Consider the following 17,591-nt stretch of genomic DNA (forward strand, 5'->3'; position numbering starts at 1 on the left):
GGGACGTCGTACGACGTGGCTGCCGGGGCGACCGGACCGTATGACGCCCGGGGCCGACGCAGGTCAGCCGAAGCGCCCCGAGATGTACGCCTCGGTGGACTCGTGGTCGGGGTTCGTGAACATCTTCTTGGTGGGGTTGAACTCCACCAGGTGGCCGGGCTCGCCGGTGGCCTTGAGGTTGAAGAAGCCGGTGTCGTCGGAGACACGGGCGGCCTGCTGCATGTTGTGGGTGACGATCACGATCGTGTAGTCGGTCTTCAGCTCGTGGATCAGGTCCTCGATGGCCGACGTCGAGATCGGGTCCAGCGCCGAGCAGGGCTCGTCCATCAGCAGCACCTGCGGCTCGACCGCGATCGCGCGGGCGATGCAGAGCCGCTGCTGCTGGCCGCCGGAGAGGCCCATGCCGGGCTTGCCGAGGCGGTCCTTGACCTCCGCCCACAGGTTGGCGGCCTTCAGGGACCGCTCGACGATGTCGTCGGACTCCGACTTCTTCAGCCGCTTGGCGTTCAGCCGGTTGCCCGCCAGCACGTTGTCGTAGATCGACATCGTCGGGAAGGGGTTGGGGCGCTGGAAGACCATGCCGATCTCGCGGCGTACGGCGACCGGGTCGACCGAGGCGTCGTAGAGCGACTGCCCGTCGACCATGATCTTGCCCTCGACCCGGGCACCGGGGATCACCTCGTGCATCCGGTTCAGCGAGCGCAGCATCGTGGACTTGCCGCAGCCCGACGGCCCGATGAACGCGGTCACCGACCGCGCCTTGATGGTCATGTTGACGCCCTCGACGGCGAGGAAGTCTCCGTAGTAGATGTTCAGGTCGGAGACGTCGATGCTCTTGGCCATGTGAGTTCCTTGTGGTCGAAAAGGATTGAGCCCGGGGTCGCCGGGTCAGCCCTTCTTGGGGGCGAAGATCTTGCCGATCACCCGCGCGAGCAGGTTCAGCACCATCACGATCACGATCAGCACCAGCGCGGCGCCCCACGCACGGGCGATGCCCGGCGGGTCGCTGACGCCCGGCGGTGCGATGCCCGGCTGCGTGAACGAGTAGTAGATGTAGACGGGCAGCGTGCTCATCCGCTCGTTGAAGAGGTTGAAGTTCGTGGAGTCGGTCTTGCCGGCGACCACGAGCAGTGGCGCGGTCTCACCGATGACGCGCGCGATCGCCAGGGTCACACCAGTGATGATGCCGCCCAATGCGGTCGGAAGCACCACCTTGGAGATCGTGCGCCACTTCGGCACGCCCAGGGCGTACGACGCCTCGCGCAGGTCGGCAGGCACCAACCGCAGCATCTCCTCGGTCGAGCGCACAACGATCGGGATCATCAGCAGCGACAGGGCCACCGCGCCACCGATCCCGGCCCGGAACTGCGGACCGAAGAGCAGCACGAACAGCGACAGCGCGAAGAGGCCCGCCACGATCGAGGGGATGCCGGTCATCACGTCCACCAGGAAGGTGATCCAGCGTCCGAGCTGGGTTCCCTTGCCGTACTCCACCAGGTAGATGGCGGCGAAGATCCCGATCGGGATCGAGATCACGGCCGCGGCCCCGGTGACGAGCAGGGTGCCGATCAGGGCGTGGTAGATGCCACCGCCCGAGCCGACGATGTTGCGCATCGAGTAGGTGAGGAACTCGACGCTGATGACCGAGGCACCCTGGCTGACGACGGTCCAGATCAGCCAGACCAGCGGGATCACCGCGATCCCGAAGGCGGACCAGATCAGCGCGGTCATCAACCGGTCGACCGCGGAGCGGCCGCCCTCCACGGCCCACGCCCAGCCGGGGAGCGCCGCGAGGAAGAGGACGAGCGCGAGGGCCAGCCAGCCCACGACGGACCAGCCGAGCAGCATCGCCGGCAGCCCGGCCGCGGCGACCGTGAGGACCAGGGCGAGCACCGGCGCCCAGCGGGGCAGCCGGGGACGGGACAGCCGCATCGACGCGGCGAGGTCGGGGGCAAGGTTCGCGCTCGTCATCGCGACATCCTCCGATCGTTGCGGCCCACGACCCACCGGGCGGCGAAGTTGACCGCGAAGGTGAACGCGAAGAGCACCAGGCCGGTGGCGATCAGCACGTGCAGCTTGGCGGGCGTGGCCTCGGCGAAGCTCGAGGCGATGTTGGACGCCACGGTCGCGGGGTTGGTGTTGGAGATCAGGTTCAGGGTGACGATCGGCGAGGCGGAGAGCACCATCGCCACCGCCATCGTCTCGCCCAGGGCGCGGCCGAGCCCGAGCATGATCGCCGAGACCATGCCGGAGCGGGCGTAGGGGAAGACCGCCATCCGGACCATCTCCCAGCGGGTCGCGCCGAGCGCGAGCGCCGCCTCCTGGTCCAGCCGCGGCGTCTGCGCGAACACCTCGCGCGAGATCGCGGTGATGATCGGCAGGATCATGATCGCCAGCACGATGCCGGCGGTGAAGATGGTGCGGCCGGTCACCGACGGCGGACCCGCGAAGAACGGCAGCCACGACAGGTGGGCGTAGAGCCACTCGTGCAGAGGCACCAGGTAGGTGGCCAGCGACCGGGCGCCCCACAGGCCGAACACCACCGACGGCACGGCGGCCAGCAGGTCGATGACGTAGGCGACCGGGACGGCGAGCCGGCGCGGCGCGTAGTGGGAGATGAACAGCGCGATCCCCAGGGCGAACGGGACGGCCAGGATCAGAGCGAGCACCGCGGCGAGGATCGTGCCGTAGATCAGCGGTCCGACGTACGACAGGAAGTCGTGGTTGGGCGCGTAGGTACTGGTCGGCTGGCTGAGGCCGGGCACGCCCTCGATGGTGAGGAAGATGAAGACACCGGCGAGCGCGGCCAGGATCGTGAGGCCGGCGGCCCGGGCCACGCCGGAGAACAGGCGGTCGCCGAGGCTCCGCGGCGGTTTCGCCGGGGCCTTCTCCGGGACGGAGGTGGTGACGGACACGATGCTCCTTGGGCTACGGGGGACTACGGCTGAACGCCAGCGTGCGGCGGACCGGTTATCCCGGCCCGCCGCACCCCGGCGGTCAAGGTACTCGTGATGCCTACTTGGCCGAGATCTTGTCGACGATCGAGGCCGCCTGCTTCTGCAGGCTGGGGTCCAGCGGGGCGGAGCCGGCCTGCGTGGCAGCGGCCTGCTGCCCCTTGGTCGACACCGCGTACGACAGGAAGCCCTTCACCATGTCGGCGTCGTTCTTGCTGCTGTAGGTCGGGCAGGCGATCAGGTAGGACGTGAGCGAGAGCGGGTAGGCACCCGCCTCGGTCGTCCTGCGGTCCACCGCGATCGCCATGTCGTCGGCACCACGGCCGGTGACCTTCGGCGACAGGGCCAGCACCTTGGCGGCGCCCTCGGCGCTCGGGGCGTTGTACGTCGAGCCGACCTTGATCGAGGCGACGCCGAGGTCGCCGACCTGGCTGTCGTCGGCGTACCCGATCGTGCCGTCACCGGCCTTCACCGCGGCGACCAGCCCGGAGGTGCCCTCGCCGGCCTCGCCACCCTTGATCGGCCAGGTGTCGTCGGTCGGGTACTTCCAGGTGCCGCCGCTGGTCTGCTCCAGGTAGTCGGTGAAGTTCGCCGTCGTGCCGGAGTCGTCCGAGCGGTGGACGGGGGTGATCGTGGTGCTCGGCAGCTTGGCGCCCGGGTTGTCCTTGGCGATCTCCGGGTCGTTCCACTTGGTGACCTTGCCGGAGAAGATGTCGCCGATGGTGGCGGACGACAACTGCAGCTTGTCGACGCCCGGCAGGTTGTAGACCACGGCGATCGGGCTGACGTAGGCCGGGACCTCGATGACGTCGCCGCCGCAGCGCTTCTTGGCCGAGTCGAGCTCGCCACCGTCGGTGCTCAGGGCCGAGTCGGAGCCGGCGAACATGTAGGCGCCGGAGATGAAGTTCTCGCGCCCGGTGCCGGAGCCGACCGGGTCGTAGTTGACGGTGACCCCGCTGTTGGCGCTCTGGTAGCCGGCGCGCCAGGCAGCCTGGGCCGACTCCTGGGCCGAGGACCCGCCGCCGTTGAGCGTCCCGCTCAGGCCGCTGCCGCTGTCACCGCTGGCCTCGTTGCCGGCCCCACAGCCGGTCAGCGCCAGCGTCAGCACGGCGATTCCGGGCACGATTGCCCGGCGGATGGAAGTGCTCTTCACTTCGTTCTCCTGATGTCTCTCTCGGGGATGACAGCAGGGACGCTAGGGAGCGCAGGTGTCCGGCTGCGTGGTCGACGGTGAACGAGGGTGAACTCGAACCACCCACTCGTCGACGCCGCGGCGCAGGTGAGACGGCGATCACGTGAACAAGGCCGGGAGGCCTTGACTCAGCGGACCTGGTGCTGCTCGGTGGCGACGACCCTGCCCTTGCGCAGGTGGACCACCAACATCCCGCCCGGGTCGAGCTGCGGGTCGTCCAGCCCGAGAGCGTCGAAGACCGACGGGAGCACCGGCCGGTGCGTGCACAGCACCGCCGCGTGGTCGTCGTGGGCGAGATCGTCGACCACCCGGAGCACGGAGGCGACGGTGGAGTCCTCCTCGCTCAGCCCGTCCTCGAGCTCGAGCTTCCAGCCCGTGGTGTCGGCGAAGGGCCGCACCGTCTCCACGCAGCGGGTGCTGCTGGACGTGACCACGCGTGACACGGCGTACGCCGACAGCACGGGCACCAGCCGCTGTGCCTGCTCCTGGCCCGCGTGGACCAGCGTCCGCAGCCGGTCGTCGCCCCTCCAGGCCTTGCGGGAGCGGGCCACGCCGTGGCGCAGGACCACCAGCGCCTGGGTCTTGCGGCGCACCTTGGTGGCCTCGTGCAGGGTGTCGCGGTCGTGGGGGTAGGTGAGCCGGTCGTACGCCGCGTCGCGGTCGACCCACACCACCTCGTCGATCTCCTCGTTGACCAGGTAGCCGCTCACGTCGTCGTCGCCCACCACCCGGCCGGTCCAGTAGAAGACCGTCTTCATCCGGCCGCCACCGTTCTCGTAGCGCTGCGACCCGAGCGGCGGCCCGAGCCGCACGTGCAGCCCGGTCTCCTCGGCCACCTCCCGCACCGCGGCGGCGGTCGCGTGCTCGCCGGGATCGAGCTTGCCCTTGGGGAAGGACCAGTCGTCGTACCGGGGTCGGTGCACGAGGAGGACCTGGCGTCCCGGGCGGAAGACCACGGCACCGGCGGCCAGCACGTCCTTCGAGGGCATGCCAGTAGTCTCACATCACCTCGCCCCGAGACAGGAGTAGCCGTGCGCAAACGTCTCGTGATCGGGACCGCTGCGGCGGTCGTGGTCGCGCTCGTCGTGGGCGGCCTGCTCTGGTGGCGCAACCACGACCGGACCGATCTCCAGCGCGCGACCTCGATGGCGCCGCCGGACGCCGAACGGCTCTCCTGGACCGACTGGACCGCCGTACGCCGCGCGGTCGGCGTGTCGACGACCGCCGACTCCCCGGTCTCCGACCTGAACCGGATGCTGACCAAGGGGTACGACGCCGACCTGACCTCGACGTCGGCGCTCGTGCAGTCGGCGCCGGTGCTCCAGGAGAAGTACGGCTTCTCCCCCGCCTCGGCCGACTGGGAGCTCTTCAGCCAGTCCACGCAGGGCGCAGTGGTGATGATCCACCTGCCCGACGGCACCGACTTCGGCGGCATCGGCGACGACCTCGCGTCGATCGGCTACACCCGGCCGTCGTCGGACACGGGGGTCTGGCGGGGCGGCGAGGACCTGCTCAACTCCATCGGCCCGGACCTGACCCCCGAGCTGCAGTACGTCGCGATCGACAGCGACGACGGGCTGGTGCTGACCAGCGACAACGAGGGCTACCTCAGCCAGGCGGTCGACGAGCTGCACGGCGACGGCGCCTCCGACGAGCTCGACGAGGTCATCGACGCCAGCGGGGAGCCGCTCTCGGCGTCGATCTACTCCGGCGACTACACCTGCTCGGCGCTGGCGATGAGCCACGCCGACCCGTCCGAGCAGCAGGCCGCCGACCAGCTGCTGGCCGACGCCGGCGACGTGAACCCGATCAGCAGCTTCGCCATGTCGGTGCAGCCCGACCGGCACGTCAGGGTCGTCATGGCCTTCGAGACCGACGACCAGGCCAAGACCAACGCCGACACCCGCCTCACCCTGGCCCGCGGTCCCGCACCCGGACAGGGCGGCACCTTCGGCGACCGGTTCTCCGTCAAGTCGGCCACCGCCTCCGGCAAGCTCGTCACCATGGACCTGATCCCCCGCCGGGACGCCTACGTGCTCTCCGACCTCGGCAGCGGCCCGGTCCTCTTCGCCACCTGCTGATCGCGAGGTCGCCTGCGGCCAGGCGCGTCAACCAGCGCCGACTCGGCGTTCCCCGAGGTGTCAAGGAGCGCCGACTCGGCGTGCTAACGGAAGCGACGCAGCCGCAGGCTGTTGGAGACCACGAACACCGACGACAGGGCCATGGCGGCCCCGGCCAGCATCGGGTTGAGCAGCCCGGCGGCGGCCAGGGGCAGGGCGGCCACGTTGTAGGCGAAGGCCCAGAAGAGGTTGCCCTTGATCGTGGTGAGGGTGCGCCGCGCCAGCCGCACCGCGTCCGCGGCGACCCGCAGGTCACCCCGCACCAGGGTGAGGTCGGAGGCCTCGATCGCCACGTCGGTGCCGGTGCCCATGGCCAGCCCCAGGTCGGCCTGCGCCAGCGCGGCGGCGTCGTTGACGCCGTCGCCGACCATGGCCACCACCCGGCCCCGGTCCTGGAGCCGCTTGACCACGTCGACCTTGTCGGCGGGCAGCACGTCGGCGACCACCTCCTCGATGCCCACTTCGGCAGCGACCGCGCGGGCGGCCCGCTCGTTGTCGCCGGTCAGCAGCACCGGCTCCAGCCCGAGGCCGCGCAGCCGTCGCACCGCCTCCGCCGACGTGGGCTTCACGGTGTCGGAGACGACCAGCACGCCGCGCGCCCGACCGTCCCAGCCGACCGCGACCGGGGTGCGGCCGGCGGCCCGGGCCACCTCGACGGCCGACGCCAGCTCGGGCGGCAGGTGCTGCGACCACTCCTCGAGCAGCCGCGGCCGGCCCACCAGCACGGCGTGGCCGTCCACGACGCCCCGCACGCCGAGGCCCTCGACGTTCACGAAGTCCTCGGCCTCGGGCAGGTCGCCGTCGACGCCGGCGCCCTCGACGACGGCGCGGGCGATCGGGTGCTCCGAGCCCGCCTCGAGGGAGGCCGCGAGCCGCCGTACGTCCTCCACCGACTCGCCACCCGCGGCGACCACGTCGACCAGGGACATCCGGCCGGTGGTCACCGTGCCGGTCTTGTCGAGCACCACCGTGTCGATGCGCCGGGTGGACTCGAGCACCTCCGGCCCCCTGATCAGGATCCCGAGCTGGGCGCCCCGGCCGGTCCCGACCATGAGCGCGGTCGGCGTGGCCAGGCCGAGCGCGCACGGGCAGGCGATGATCAGCACCGACACCGCCGCGGTGAACGCCGCCGAGGCCCCGGCGCCGACGGCCAGCCAGAAGCCCAGGGTGGCGAGCGCCAGCACGATCACCATCGGCACGAAGAAGCCCGAGATCCGGTCGGCCAGGCGCTGCACGTCGGCCTTGCCGTGCTGTGCGTCCTCGACCAGGCGCGCCATCTGCGCCAGCTGGGTGTCGCCGCCGACCCGGGTCGCGCGGACGACGAGCCGCCCACCGGCGTTGACCGTCGCCCCCGCCACGGCGTCGCCCGGGCCGACCTCGACCGGCACCGGCTCCCCGGTCAGCATCGACGCGTCGACCGCGGAGGTGCCGCGCTCGACGACCCCGTCGGTGGCGATCTTCTCCCCGGGGCGGACCACGAAGAGCGCCCCCACGGCCAGCTCGTCGGCGGGCGCCAGCCGCTCCCCGCCGTCCTCGAGCAGGGTGACCTCCTTGGCCCCCATCTCGAGCAGCGCGGCGAGGGCGGCCCCCGCGCGTCGCTTCGACCGCAGCTCGAACCAGCGCCCGGCGAGCAGGAACGTCGTCACGCCCGTGGCGGCCTCGAGGTAGATGTTGTCCAGGCCGTCGGTCCGCTGCACGGTGAGCTCGAACGGGTGCGTCATGCCGGGCGTGCCCGCCGTACCCCCGAAGAGCGCGACCAGCGACCACCCGAACGCCGCCAGCACACCCATCGACACCAGCGTGTCCATCGTCGAGGTGCCGTGGCGCAGGTTGGTCCACGCCGCCCGGTGGAACGGCCACGCACCCCACACGACGACGGGCGCGGCCAGCGTCAGCGACGCCCACTGCCAGTAGGTGAACTGCAGCGCCGGCACCATCGCCAGCAGCACCACCGGCAGGGTCAGCACGGCGGAGACGACGAGCCGCTGGCGCAGCGCGTCGAGCTCCGCGTCGGCCCCGTCCGGCCGCTCCGGGACCTCGCGTCGGGGCTCCGGCAACCGCGCGTGGTAGCCCGCCCCCTCGACCGTCGCGAGCAGGGCGTCGGTGGTGACGGTGTCGGGTAGCTGACCCTGGCCTTCTGGGTCGCGTAGTTGACCGTCGCCACGACCCCGTCCAGCTTGTTCAGCTTGCGCTCGATCCGGTTGGCGCAGGACGCGCACGTCATGCCGGTGATGGCGAGCTCGACGTCGGTGGTCATGGGGTCGACCCCGCTCAGGTCAGGGCGTACCCCGCCTCGTCCACGGCCGCCTCCACGGCGGCGCGGTCGAGCGGGGTGGTGCTGGTGACGGTGACCGCACCGGTCTCGAGGACCACGTCGACGGCTTCGACGCCGTCGATCTCGGCGATCTCCTCGGAGACCGAGGCGACGCAGTGGCCGCAGGTCATGCCGGCGACGGTCCAGGTGCTCACGTTGCTCATCGAGGCCTCCTCAGTCGCGGCGGTCAGGAGCGGACCAGTCGCGAGATCGCGTCGACGGCCTCGGTGACCTTCTCGCGGGCCTCGTCGTCACCGGCGCGGGCGGCGTCGACCACGCAGTGGTTCATGTGCTCCTCCAGCAGGCCGATCGACACCGCGTGCAGCGCCTTCGTCATCGCGCTGACCTGGGTGAGGATGTCGATGCAGTACTTCTCCTCCTCGACCATCCGCTGCAGGCCGCGGGCCTGCCCCTCGATGCGGCGCAGGCGCTTGAGGTAGTCGTCCTTGCGGTGGATGTAGCCGTGCTGGTGCTCCGTCATGACTACCACGGTACCCCCCTGGGGTACGGCGGACCAGCAGGCGGAACGGGGAGGCCCTCCGCGGGAAGGTCGCGGGTCAGCTCGCGCTGCGGGGCTCTTCGGCAACGCCGAGGATCTGGTCGATCTCGTCGGCGGACAGGTGGTCCTCGGCCTCGCTGGCGGCGATGATCAGGCTGGTGGTCAGCTCCACCTCACCGAGCAGGTCAGCGTCCTCGAGGGTGACGTCGAACTGGTCGTGCACCTCATGCTCCCTCGGTCGTGGTGGACGGTCGGCCCCCTCTGGGGTCAAGGGTGCCCGGCGATTCCGGGAATGAAACACCCGCCCCGAAATCTGACCCCTTTGGGGATGAGGAACCACCCGAGCGGAACCCCAAAAGACGGCACGAGGCCCCATCCCTAGGGATGGGGCCTCGCAACAGACCAGTCGGACAGGTGCTGTCCTGGCTGGCGTCCGCAATCAGAGCGGACGGACGTTCTCCGCCTGGGGACCCTTGGGGCCCTGGGTGACGTCGAACTCAACCTTCTGGTTCTCGTCGAGGGACTTGTAGCCCTGCGACTGAATCGCCGAGTAGTGCACGAAGACGTCGTCGCCGCCGTCCTCCTGCGCAATGAAGCCGAAACCCTTCTCGGCGTTGAACCACTTCACGGTGCCCTGAGCCATTTGCTCGTTACTCCTTCATCGGGGCGAGAATCGTCACTTCGACGATCCGCATCAGATGCGGTGACACGTCGCCTCGACTTGCGTGAGTGGCACACACGAAGAAGAAACGCCGTTGGATCACAAACTCCGCGGGCGTCAGACCTGCTGGAACTTGCACCTGTTGCAGGGTCGACACTACCAAGCCATCACCCCGTATCCAGTTTCTGGACCAAGCATTTACCGACGGAGATCGTGAAGGTTGCGCTACGGGCGCGTGTCCGGCCGGATAACCACCCGGTCGGGTGAGTCCGGTCCGGGGCCGGTGGCTGCGTCCCACCGCGGTGCGAAGACCGCCCGGGGAGGCGTCGCACGACCTAGGATGCCGAGGTGTCGCGAATGTCTCGGGGGGACATCCAGGGTCTCCGTGCCGTCGCGGTCCTGCTCGTGGCACTCGACCACGCGTCCGTCGGGCCGTTGCACGGCGGCTTCGTGGGCGTCGACGTGTTCTTCGTGATCTCCGGCTTCCTGATCACCTCGCTGCTGCTCGCCGAGGTCGCCCGCGACCGCCGGGTCTCCCTGATCGGCTTCTACGCCCGCCGCGCCCGCCGGATCCTGCCGGCGGCGACCCTGGTCACGCTGGTCACCGTGGCGGCCTCGGTCTGGTTCCTCAGCGGCATCGAGGCCGAGGCGGTCATCGGCGACGCCCTGTGGGCGACGTTCTTCGCCGCCAACGTGAAGTTCGCCAGCGACGGCACCGACTACTTCCAGGGCGACTCCGCCCCCTCCCCGCTGCAGCACTACTGGTCGCTGGCGGTGGAGGAGCAGTTCTACGTGGTCTGGCCGCTGGTGCTGCTCACCCTGTGCCTGGTCGTGCGCTTGGCGGCCCGCCGGCAGGAGCGACGCCGGCGGGGGCGGCACGCGGTCGGCCGCCGCGTCGTTGCTCCCAAGGCCGCCGGGCGGCACGCCGTCGTCCGCGAGCGCGACCCGGGCAGCCGAGCGGTCACCGGCAGCGCCGTCGTGCTGCTGCTCCTCGTCATCGCCGCCTCGTTCGCGTGGTCGGTGGTGCACACGCGCGACGACGCGGTGACGGCGTACTTCTCCCCCTTCACCCGGGCCTGGGAGCTCGGCATCGGCGCCCTGACCGCGTGCCTGGTGCCGGGACTGCGCCGGCTCCCCCGCCCGGTGCTGGGGCTGGTGTCCTGGGCCGGCCTGGTGGCGGTGGCCGTCGCGGCGCTGACCTTCGACCCCGACACCCTGTTCCCCGGGTACGCCGCGGCCCTGCCGGTGCTCGGCACCGCGCTGCTGCTGGCCGGGGGCCTCTCACCGGCCCGCTGGGGGCCCCAGCCGCTGCTGTCGGTGCCACCGATGCGGGTGCTGGGCGACTGGTCCTACTCCATCTATCTCTGGCACTGGCCAGCCCTCGTGATCGCGGGCTCGGTGTGGCGCCCGATCTCCGGCGCGTCCGGACTGGTCGTGCTCGCCGGCGCCGTGGCCGTCTCCGGGCTGAGCTACCACTTCGTGGAGAACCCGTTCCGCCGGATGCAGTCGCTCTCGCTGCGTCCCGCCCGCGGCCTGGTCCTCTACCCCGCCGTGCTCGCCCTGGTGCTGCCGATGATGGCCGGCGCCGGGGCCGTGGTCACCAAGATGAACGCAGGCGGCGGCGCGTGGATCACGCGGAGCAACTACGGGCAGACCCGCCACGACCCCAAGCCGCACTTCAGCAGGCTGCCGGCCGTCGCGCTGGTCGAGGCCTCGGTGCTGGCCGCCCGCAACGGGCTGGAGATCCCCCGGCACCTCCAGCCCTCCCGGCTCGAGCTGGACCCGGAGAAGCCCGACCTCGGCGGCTGCCAGTACTACCCGACGAACCCCGACAAGCTGTGCCCGCGCGGTGACCTGTCCGCCGACCGCACCCTGGTCCTGGTCGGCGACTCGCACGCGCGCCAGTGGATCCCGGCGCTCGACATCCTGGCCGAGAAGTACGGCTACAAGGCCTATTACCTCGTGCGGGAGGGCTGCCCCGCCGCGGACGTGACCCCGGAGCGCAAGACCGGCGGTCCGAGCAACGGGTGCGAGGAGTTCCAGGACTGGGCGGTCGACCAGGTGGCGAAGCTGGAGCCCGCGGTCACCATCCTCGGCTCCCAGTCCGACACCAACCGGGGCTACGTCGACGACTCCGGCACCCTCGTCACCGACGACGACGCCACGCTGGCGATGTTCGAGGCGGGCATGACGAGGTCCGTCGAGCGGCTCTCCGCCCACTCCGGCCGGACCGTCTTCATCGGGGACCCGCCCGCCAACGACTTCCAGGTCAGCCTGTGCCTGTCGAAGCGGGGGGCGTCACTGCGCTCGTGCATGGCCGGCCGCGACCCGCGCTCGCTGGACCTGATCGCCGCCGGACGCCGCGGGGCCCAGGCGGCCGGCGCGGAGTACGTCGACCCGACGCCGTGGTTCTGCGTCGGCAACCAGTGCCCGGCGGTGATCGGGCACTTCGTCCCCCGCCGCGACCTGGCCCACGTCACCGTCGAGTACGCCCAGCACCTCACACCCGCGCTGGACCGGGCGCTGGACCTGGGCGGTCGGCGGCGGACCGCAGCGGCACGACTGGGGTCGTGAGCCGTCCGTCCGCGCGCCGGGGCGGGTGGATCATCCACCGGCCCAGGCGGACCGACCCGAAGGCGATGACCAGCCCGGCGAGGTCGTCGACCGCGAAGTGCCAGCCCAGGTAGATGGTGGCGAGCACGGTCCCGACCAGGAAGACGGTCAGGGCGCGCGCCGTACGCCGCAGGCCGTAGTAGCGGGCCATCAGGAGGGTGGCCGTCGTCACGGCCACGTGCAGGCTCGCGAACGCCGAGATCTGCGCGAAGGCGTCGGCCGCGTGCGGGTGGGCGAGGAGATGGTCGCGCTGGGCGAGGTAGCGGGCCTGGGTGTCCTGGATCATCGTGCGCGGCAGCCCGCTGAAGTCGCCGGGCGCGGCGTCGAACGGACCCAACGACGGGACCAGGTAGTAGGACGCGACGCCGAGGATCCACACCCACAGCATCGAGGCGATGAAGACGTACCCCTCCTTGATGCGCGGGGCGAGCGCCAGGGCCGCGACGAACGAGACCGAGGCCAGCGTCGGGAACGACTCGTAGATCACCATCAGCACGTACGCCGCGATGTGCTGGCCCAACAGGTCGTGCAGGAGGACTGCGGGACTGTGCCCGAGGAAGAGCCAGTGGTCCCAGGACTCCAGCATCTGGTCGCGAGGCGCGCGGAAGACGTCCCAGCTCTTCAGGTTGTGGTAGCAGAAGTAGACACAGTGGTAGGCCAGCAGCCCGCCCAGCGCGAGCGAGAGCCGGCGGCCGGTCCACCGTTCCCACAGCGTCGACCAGGCCGCCCGCACGCTCCAGCCGGGCCGCGGGGTGCGCACCGCGGCGTCCAGCAGCACCCCGACGAAGATCGCCAGCGACAGCGCGATCCTGGACCGGAGGATCTCGCCGCCCGGGTCCTTGAAGCCGATCCCCACCTGGGCTGACCTCGCCAGCGACACGGCGGCGAAGACCGCCACGAGGAGCCACACGCGCCACAGCCAGCCGCGGTCCTGCCCCTCGCGGCCGGTCGGCGGCGGAGTCATCGATGCGGGCGACGCTGTGGCCGAAGGAGACCGCCGTGACGGGCGACAGGACGACTCTGACATGGGGATGGGTCCACCTCCGGAGGGCTCGATGACCTCCGGGACTATCCGCGGCCCGCATGAAGGGACCGTGAACCTTCCGCGTGCGAGACCGGCGCGGAGGTAGGGTGGAAACTCCCTAGTCTGTGGACGTGGCTCTTCGGAACCGGCTGCGATTCCTGGAAAGCGTGCGGCGGTGGAAGTCGAGCGGAACGCCGCGGGACGCTGCGCCTCCGGGCACCGCGGGTCGGCATGAGCACCGCGGGTCCACCCCGCCGTGACGTCTGGTCGTTGATCGCCGACGAGCCGTCGCTGGGCGGCGACAAGCCCCACCCGGGAGGCTGGATGCAGCGGCTGTGCCGAGCGGCTGCGCGCGAGCTGGGTGCGACGGGAGCAGGCATCAGCCTCCTCGCGCACAACGGTGACGCCAGCGTGCTCGCGGCCTCGGGGCCGGACACCGAAACCGTCGAGCAGCTCCAGTTCACCCTCGGCGAGGGGCCCTGCCTGGATGCCTTCTCGCTCGGTCGCCCGGTACTGACCCCGGACCTTGCGCTGGCCGCGAGGACCCGGTGGCCCGGCTACGCCCCCGCCGTCCGGGGGCACGGCATCAACGCGGTCTTCGCCTTCCCGCTCCAGCTCGGCGGGGCCCGCCTGCGGGCCATGGACGTGTACCGCGACCAGACCGGTTCGCTGTCCACCCGAGATCTCAACCAGGGACTGGCGTTCGCCGAGGCGGCCATGTCGACCCTGCTCGACGCCCAGGCGGCGGCCGACAACGAGCACCCGGCGTTCGGCAGCTCGCTGGACGGTCAGTTCGAGGTCTACCAGGCGCAGGGCATGGTGCAGGTCCAGCTCGGGGTCAGCCTCCACGAGGCCATGGCGCGGCTTCGCGCCCACGCCTACGCTCAGGACCGGCCGCTGCACGAGGTGGCGGCCGATGTCGTCGCTCGTAGACTTGTTCTCGAGCCGGACTCCTGAGCGGCCCCGGTTCCCATGAGCATCGCGAAAGGTCCAGCATGATCGCAGCCGACCGGCTGGCTCACATCTTCGTCGAGGTGGCCGACACCCTCACCGACGACTTCGACCTGATCGAGTTCCTGCAGGGGCTCACTGCCCGGAGTTCCGACCTGCTCGAGATCAGTGCGGTGGGGCTGCTCCTCGCCGACCACCATGGCCAGCTCCGGCTCATGGCCGCCTCCGACGAACGCACCCAGATGCTCGAGCTCTTCCAGCTGCAGTCGCACGAAGGTCCGTGCCACGAGTGCTTCTCCACCGGCCGGGCCATCGTCGGGGCGGACCTCGCGAACGCCCAGGACCGCTGGCCGCGGTGGGCGCCCCTCGCTGTGCAGAACGGCTTCCGTGCCGTGCACGCGTTCCCGATGCGGCTGCGCTCCGAGGTGATCGGCGCGCTGAACCTCTTCAGCACGGACCCCGGCACGATCGATCCCGCGGATGCGCGCGTCGTGCAGGCGCTGGCCGACGTCGCCACCATCGCACTGATCCAGGAACGCGCGATCCGGCAGGGCGAGATCCTCACCGAGCAGCTCCAGGGCGCGCTGAACGCCCGCATCTCCATCGAGCAGGCCAAGGGTGCACTCGCCCAGATCCACGGCTGCTCCCTGGACGAGGCCTACGAGCTGCTCCGAGTCTTCGCGCGCGAGACGGGCACGCCGATCAGCGACGTGGCGCACGACGTCACTGCCAGGCCCGGCAGCATCCCCGCGCTCACGACGCCGTCCGCGACGGACGTCGACTGACCTCCGGCCCCACTGCTCACCGGGCCGGCGGTGAGCTGGCCACCGTTTCGCCCGCCACAACGGTGGCTCACCCACCGCCCGACCACCCGGCTCGCCACCCAGCGGTGAGTTGGCCACCGATTCCGCAGACGAAACGGTGGCTGATCCACCGCCGGCCCCGCCCGGCCCGACGGATCAGGACAGCTCGCCCCACACCCGCAGCCGGGCCATCCCGCCGTCGGGGTAGACGTCCAGCCGCACGTGGGTGACCGGCCGGTCCTCGGGGACGAGGAAGCGGTGCCGGGTGTCGGGCTGCGAGCGCACCCGCGGCACGAGGTCGAACCACGCGGCGTCCTCCACGTCGTCGGACGAGGAGACCGAGCAGCCGGCGAGCCGGACCCAGCCGGGTGCGTTGCCGAGGAAGTACGACGTGTCCAGCTCGACGTGGCGGACCACGCCGGCCCCGGCGAGCCGGAAGAGGGCCCAGTCGTGGCCGTCGTCGCGACGCCGTGCGTTCTCCCAGCCCTCGCCCATGTTGCGCGCCCGGCCGGGCAGGATGAGCCGGCCCGCCGAGCCGTAGAAGGCGTCGGAGCAGGAGACCAGCGAGCCGCCGTTCTCCAGCGCGGCGAGGTCGATCGTGCCGACGAGGAAGCGCGGGTCGGGCACGGGCGTGCCGTGCACGCGGAAGCGGGCAACGCCTCCGTCGGGGTGGATCGTGAGCCGCACGTGGGTCCAGACGCGCCGGTCGGACACGGCGTACTCGTTGGCGGTGTCGCCCGACGCCGGGGACCTCGGGACCAGCGGCTCCCACGCGAGTGCGGCGAGCTCGTCGGGTGACGGGTAGCCCGTGCGGCCGCGCCCTCGACCGAGACGTGCGGCGGGTAGTTGCCGGTGAAGTGGGCCGTGTCCACGACCACGCCGTGCAAAACGCCCGGCACCCCGAGCCGCACGATCGCCCAGTCGCTGCCGGGCTCCCGGCGCCGGCGGGTCTCCCAGCCGTCGTACTCCTTGCCCTTGTGGCCGAAGGTGTGCACGGCCGACGCCGGCTCCGGGCGGATGAGGTTCTCCCGCGCCGCGAAGAACTCGTCGTTGGCCGCGCAGACGCTGCCGGAGAGGTCGCGCGAGGCGAGGTCGGGCAGGTGCGTGAAACCGCTCATCGACGGTCCTTCCTGATCAGGCGTCCCAGCGGGTCGGGCGCGACGGAGCCGCCCGCGACGATCCGGCGGCCGGTCAGCCACACGTCGCGAACCGCGCCGGTCAGCGTGCGTCCGGCGTACGGCGTGACGGGGTTGCGGTGGTGCAGCCGCCCGGGGTCGACCACGAAGGAGGCGTCGGGCGCGAACGCCACCAGGTCGGCGTCGCGGCCCGGCTCGATCGCACCCTTGGCGTCGAGGCCGGCCAGCGCCGCGGGTCCCGTGGACATCCAGGCGACCACCTGCCCGAGGCCGATCCCCCGCTCCCGGGCGGCGGTCCACATCAGCGGCAGCCCCAGCTGCAGCGACGCAACGCCGCCCCAGGCCGAGCCGAAGTCGCCGGTGTCGAGCCGCTTGAGGTCGACCGTCGAAGGCGAGTGGTCGGAGACCACGGCGTCGATGGCGCCGTCGACCAGCGCCCGCCACAGCGCGTCGCGGTTGGCGGCGTCGCGGATCGGCGGGCAGCACTTGAACTCGGTGTGCCCGTCGGGCACCTCCTCGGCGCTAAGCGTCAGGTAGTGCGGGCAGGTCTCGACGGTGACCCGCACCCCGTCGGCGCGGGCCTTCGCCAGCAGGGGCAGGGCGCTCGCGCTCGACAGGTGCAGCACGTGCACGCGGGTGCCGTTCTCCCGGGCGAGGTCGAGGAGTCCCGAGATGGCGGCGTCCTCGGCCTCCCGGGGCCGCGAGCCGACGAACCCGGCGTACGACGGGCCGGCGCAAGCGGGAGCGTCGGCGAGCACGTCGGGGTCCTCGGCGTGCACGACCATCAGCCCGTCGAAGGAGGCGACCTCGGCGAGGGCCCGGTCGAGCTGGGCCCGGTCCAGCGGCGCGAACTCCGGCACCCCGCTGTCGACCAGGAAGCACTTGAACCCGAAGACCCCCTCGTCGGCCAGCGCCCGCAACCGCCCCAGGCTCGACGGGACGGCGCCGCCCCAGAAGCCGACGTCCACGTGGCACCGGCCCTCGGCGGCCCGGCGCTTGGTCTCCAGCGCTGCGGGGTCGACGGTCGGCGGGATGGAGTTGAGCGGCATGTCGACCAGCGTGGTCACGCCTCCGGCGGCGGCGGCGCGGGTCGCGCTGGCGAAGCCCTCCCACTCGGTGCGGCCGGGCTCGTTGACGTGCACGTGGGTGTCGACCAGGCCGGGCAGCAGCACCTCGTCAGCGGCCAGGCGCACCCGTTCGGCGGCGTCCACGTGGGTGCCGGCCGGCTCGACGGCGCTGATGCGGCCGCCGTCCACGACGACCACGGCCTCCTCGAGACGGCCGTCCCGCAGGACCGGGCCGGTGATCGCGAGGTCCGCCACCA

At 71.5% G+C, this 17,591-nt stretch carries 16 protein-coding genes and 2 pseudogenes; 4 read left to right on the forward strand and 14 right to left on the reverse strand.

The window, feature by feature from the left end; translation table 11 throughout:
• Positions 1–63: 63 nt before the first annotated feature.
• The 5 genes from pstB to H0S67_RS20535 form a co-directional block, all read right to left on the reverse strand.
• Complete coding sequence (gene pstB, locus H0S67_RS20515) at positions 64–843, reverse strand: phosphate ABC transporter ATP-binding protein PstB (RefSeq protein WP_180934555.1); 780 nt, start codon at positions 841–843, stop codon at positions 64–66.
• Positions 844–888: 45 nt separating this feature from the next.
• A complete protein-coding gene (pstA, locus tag H0S67_RS20520; RefSeq protein WP_180934556.1) occupies positions 889–1,971 on the reverse strand; it encodes a phosphate ABC transporter permease PstA in 1,083 nt (360 codons plus the stop codon).
• On the reverse strand, positions 1,968–2,915 hold the full coding sequence (gene pstC / locus H0S67_RS20525; protein ID WP_180934557.1) for a phosphate ABC transporter permease subunit PstC: 948 nt from the start codon (positions 2,913–2,915) through the stop codon (positions 1,968–1,970). Before pstC ends, pstA begins: the two co-directional genes overlap by 4 nt.
• A 100-nt stretch (positions 2,916–3,015) precedes the next feature.
• Positions 3,016–4,107 carry a phosphate ABC transporter substrate-binding protein PstS gene (gene pstS, locus H0S67_RS20530; RefSeq protein ID WP_180934558.1) on the reverse strand — a complete coding sequence of 364 codons (1,092 nt, stop codon included), beginning with the start codon at positions 4,105–4,107 and terminating at the stop codon, positions 3,016–3,018.
• A gap of 167 nt (positions 4,108–4,274) precedes the next feature.
• Complete coding sequence (locus H0S67_RS20535; protein WP_180934559.1) at positions 4,275–5,135, reverse strand: NUDIX hydrolase; 861 nt, start codon at positions 5,133–5,135, stop codon at positions 4,275–4,277.
• Between the two features lie 42 nt (positions 5,136–5,177).
• Here H0S67_RS20535 and H0S67_RS20540 point away from each other — a divergent pair, with 42 nt between their 5' ends.
• The gene (locus H0S67_RS20540) at positions 5,178–6,227 is read left to right on the forward strand and encodes a hypothetical protein (protein ID WP_180934560.1); all 1,050 of its coding nucleotides are present in this window, start codon (positions 5,178–5,180) and stop codon (positions 6,225–6,227) included.
• Between the two features lie 83 nt (positions 6,228–6,310).
• On the opposite strand, the pseudogene H0S67_RS20545 reads toward H0S67_RS20540, so the two are convergent.
• From H0S67_RS20545 to H0S67_RS20565, 5 genes and pseudogenes are all read right to left on the reverse strand, one after another.
• Positions 6,311–8,523: pseudogene (locus H0S67_RS20545) on the reverse strand (heavy metal translocating P-type ATPase).
• Between the two features lie 14 nt (positions 8,524–8,537).
• Positions 8,538–8,744, reverse strand: a complete 207-nt coding sequence (locus tag H0S67_RS20550) for a cation transporter (protein ID WP_180934561.1) — start codon at positions 8,742–8,744, stop codon at positions 8,538–8,540.
• A 23-nt stretch (positions 8,745–8,767) separates the two neighbouring features.
• A complete protein-coding gene (locus H0S67_RS20555; RefSeq protein WP_180934562.1) occupies positions 8,768–9,061 on the reverse strand; it encodes a metal-sensitive transcriptional regulator in 294 nt (97 codons plus the stop codon).
• Between the two features lie 76 nt (positions 9,062–9,137).
• Positions 9,138–9,302 carry a hypothetical protein gene (locus H0S67_RS20560; protein ID WP_180934563.1) on the reverse strand — a complete coding sequence of 55 codons (165 nt, stop codon included), beginning with the start codon at positions 9,300–9,302 and terminating at the stop codon, positions 9,138–9,140.
• A 216-nt stretch (positions 9,303–9,518) separates the two neighbouring features.
• A complete protein-coding gene (locus H0S67_RS20565) occupies positions 9,519–9,722 on the reverse strand; it encodes a cold-shock protein (RefSeq protein WP_028650227.1) in 204 nt (67 codons plus the stop codon).
• A 375-nt stretch (positions 9,723–10,097) separates the two neighbouring features.
• Here H0S67_RS20565 and H0S67_RS20570 point away from each other — a divergent pair, with 375 nt between their 5' ends.
• Positions 10,098–12,314 (forward strand): acyltransferase family protein, encoded by a 2,217-nt coding sequence (locus H0S67_RS20570; protein ID WP_180934564.1) that lies wholly within the window; start codon positions 10,098–10,100, stop codon positions 12,312–12,314.
• Here the strand turns inward: H0S67_RS20570 and H0S67_RS20575 are convergent.
• The gene (locus H0S67_RS20575; RefSeq protein ID WP_180934565.1) at positions 12,241–13,317 is read right to left on the reverse strand and encodes a phosphatase PAP2 family protein; all 1,077 of its coding nucleotides are present in this window, start codon (positions 13,315–13,317) and stop codon (positions 12,241–12,243) included. The two genes, H0S67_RS20570 and H0S67_RS20575, sit on opposite strands and share 74 nt — an antisense overlap.
• Positions 13,318–13,608: 291 nt before the next feature.
• Between H0S67_RS20575 and H0S67_RS20580 the strand changes: the two genes are divergently transcribed.
• Positions 13,609–14,334 carry a GAF and ANTAR domain-containing protein gene (locus tag H0S67_RS20580; protein ID WP_180934566.1) on the forward strand — a complete coding sequence of 242 codons (726 nt, stop codon included), beginning with the start codon at positions 13,609–13,611 and terminating at the stop codon, positions 14,332–14,334.
• 38 nt (positions 14,335–14,372) lie between these two features.
• Positions 14,373–15,113 (forward strand): GAF and ANTAR domain-containing protein, encoded by a 741-nt coding sequence (locus H0S67_RS20585; protein ID WP_180934567.1) that lies wholly within the window; start codon positions 14,373–14,375, stop codon positions 15,111–15,113.
• A gap of 174 nt (positions 15,114–15,287) precedes the next feature.
• Here H0S67_RS20585 and H0S67_RS28490 read toward each other — a convergent pair whose 3' ends face one another.
• The 3 genes and pseudogenes from H0S67_RS28490 to allB all read right to left on the reverse strand — a co-directional run bounded on the left by H0S67_RS28490 (position 15,288) and on the right by allB (position 17,589).
• Complete coding sequence (locus H0S67_RS28490) at positions 15,288–15,845, reverse strand: hypothetical protein (RefSeq protein WP_219635369.1); 558 nt, start codon at positions 15,843–15,845, stop codon at positions 15,288–15,290.
• Positions 15,819–16,249, reverse strand: a pseudogene (locus H0S67_RS28495) (hypothetical protein); the annotation flags it as partial. The gene H0S67_RS28490 and the pseudogene H0S67_RS28495, both read right to left, overlap by 27 nt.
• Positions 16,246–17,589, reverse strand: a complete 1,344-nt coding sequence (allB, locus tag H0S67_RS20595; RefSeq protein ID WP_246354923.1) for an allantoinase AllB — start codon at positions 17,587–17,589, stop codon at positions 16,246–16,248. The gene allB and the pseudogene H0S67_RS28495, both read right to left, overlap by 4 nt.
• Between the last annotated feature and the right edge of the window lie 2 nt (positions 17,590–17,591).

Source organism: Nocardioides ungokensis, assembly GCF_013466985.1.
Lineage (GTDB): Bacteria > Actinomycetota > Actinomycetes > Propionibacteriales > Nocardioidaceae > Nocardioides > Nocardioides ungokensis.

Bases quoted from the DNA above. Each gene is read 5' to 3' on its own strand.
- pstB (WP_180934555.1), bottom strand. From the start codon at position 843: ATGGCCAAGAGCATCGACGTCTCCGACCTGAACATCTACTACGGAGAC.
- pstA (WP_180934556.1), bottom strand. From the start codon at position 1,971: ATGACGAGCGCGAACCTTGCCCCCGACCTCGCCGCGTCGATGCGGCTG.
- H0S67_RS20535 (WP_180934559.1), bottom strand. From the start codon at position 5,135: ATGCCCTCGAAGGACGTGCTGGCCGCCGGTGCCGTGGTCTTCCGCCCG.
- H0S67_RS20550 (WP_180934561.1), bottom strand. From the start codon at position 8,744: ATGAGCAACGTGAGCACCTGGACCGTCGCCGGCATGACCTGCGGCCAC.
- H0S67_RS20555 (WP_180934562.1), bottom strand. From the start codon at position 9,061: ATGACGGAGCACCAGCACGGCTACATCCACCGCAAGGACGACTACCTC.
- H0S67_RS20565 (WP_028650227.1), bottom strand. From the start codon at position 9,722: ATGGCTCAGGGCACCGTGAAGTGGTTCAACGCCGAGAAGGGTTTCGGC.
- H0S67_RS20570 (WP_180934564.1), top strand. From the start codon at position 10,098: ATGTCTCGGGGGGACATCCAGGGTCTCCGTGCCGTCGCGGTCCTGCTC.
- H0S67_RS20575 (WP_180934565.1), bottom strand. From the start codon at position 13,317: ATGACTCCGCCGCCGACCGGCCGCGAGGGGCAGGACCGCGGCTGGCTG.
- H0S67_RS20580 (WP_180934566.1), top strand. From the start codon at position 13,609: ATGAGCACCGCGGGTCCACCCCGCCGTGACGTCTGGTCGTTGATCGCC.
- H0S67_RS20585 (WP_180934567.1), top strand. From the start codon at position 14,373: ATGATCGCAGCCGACCGGCTGGCTCACATCTTCGTCGAGGTGGCCGAC.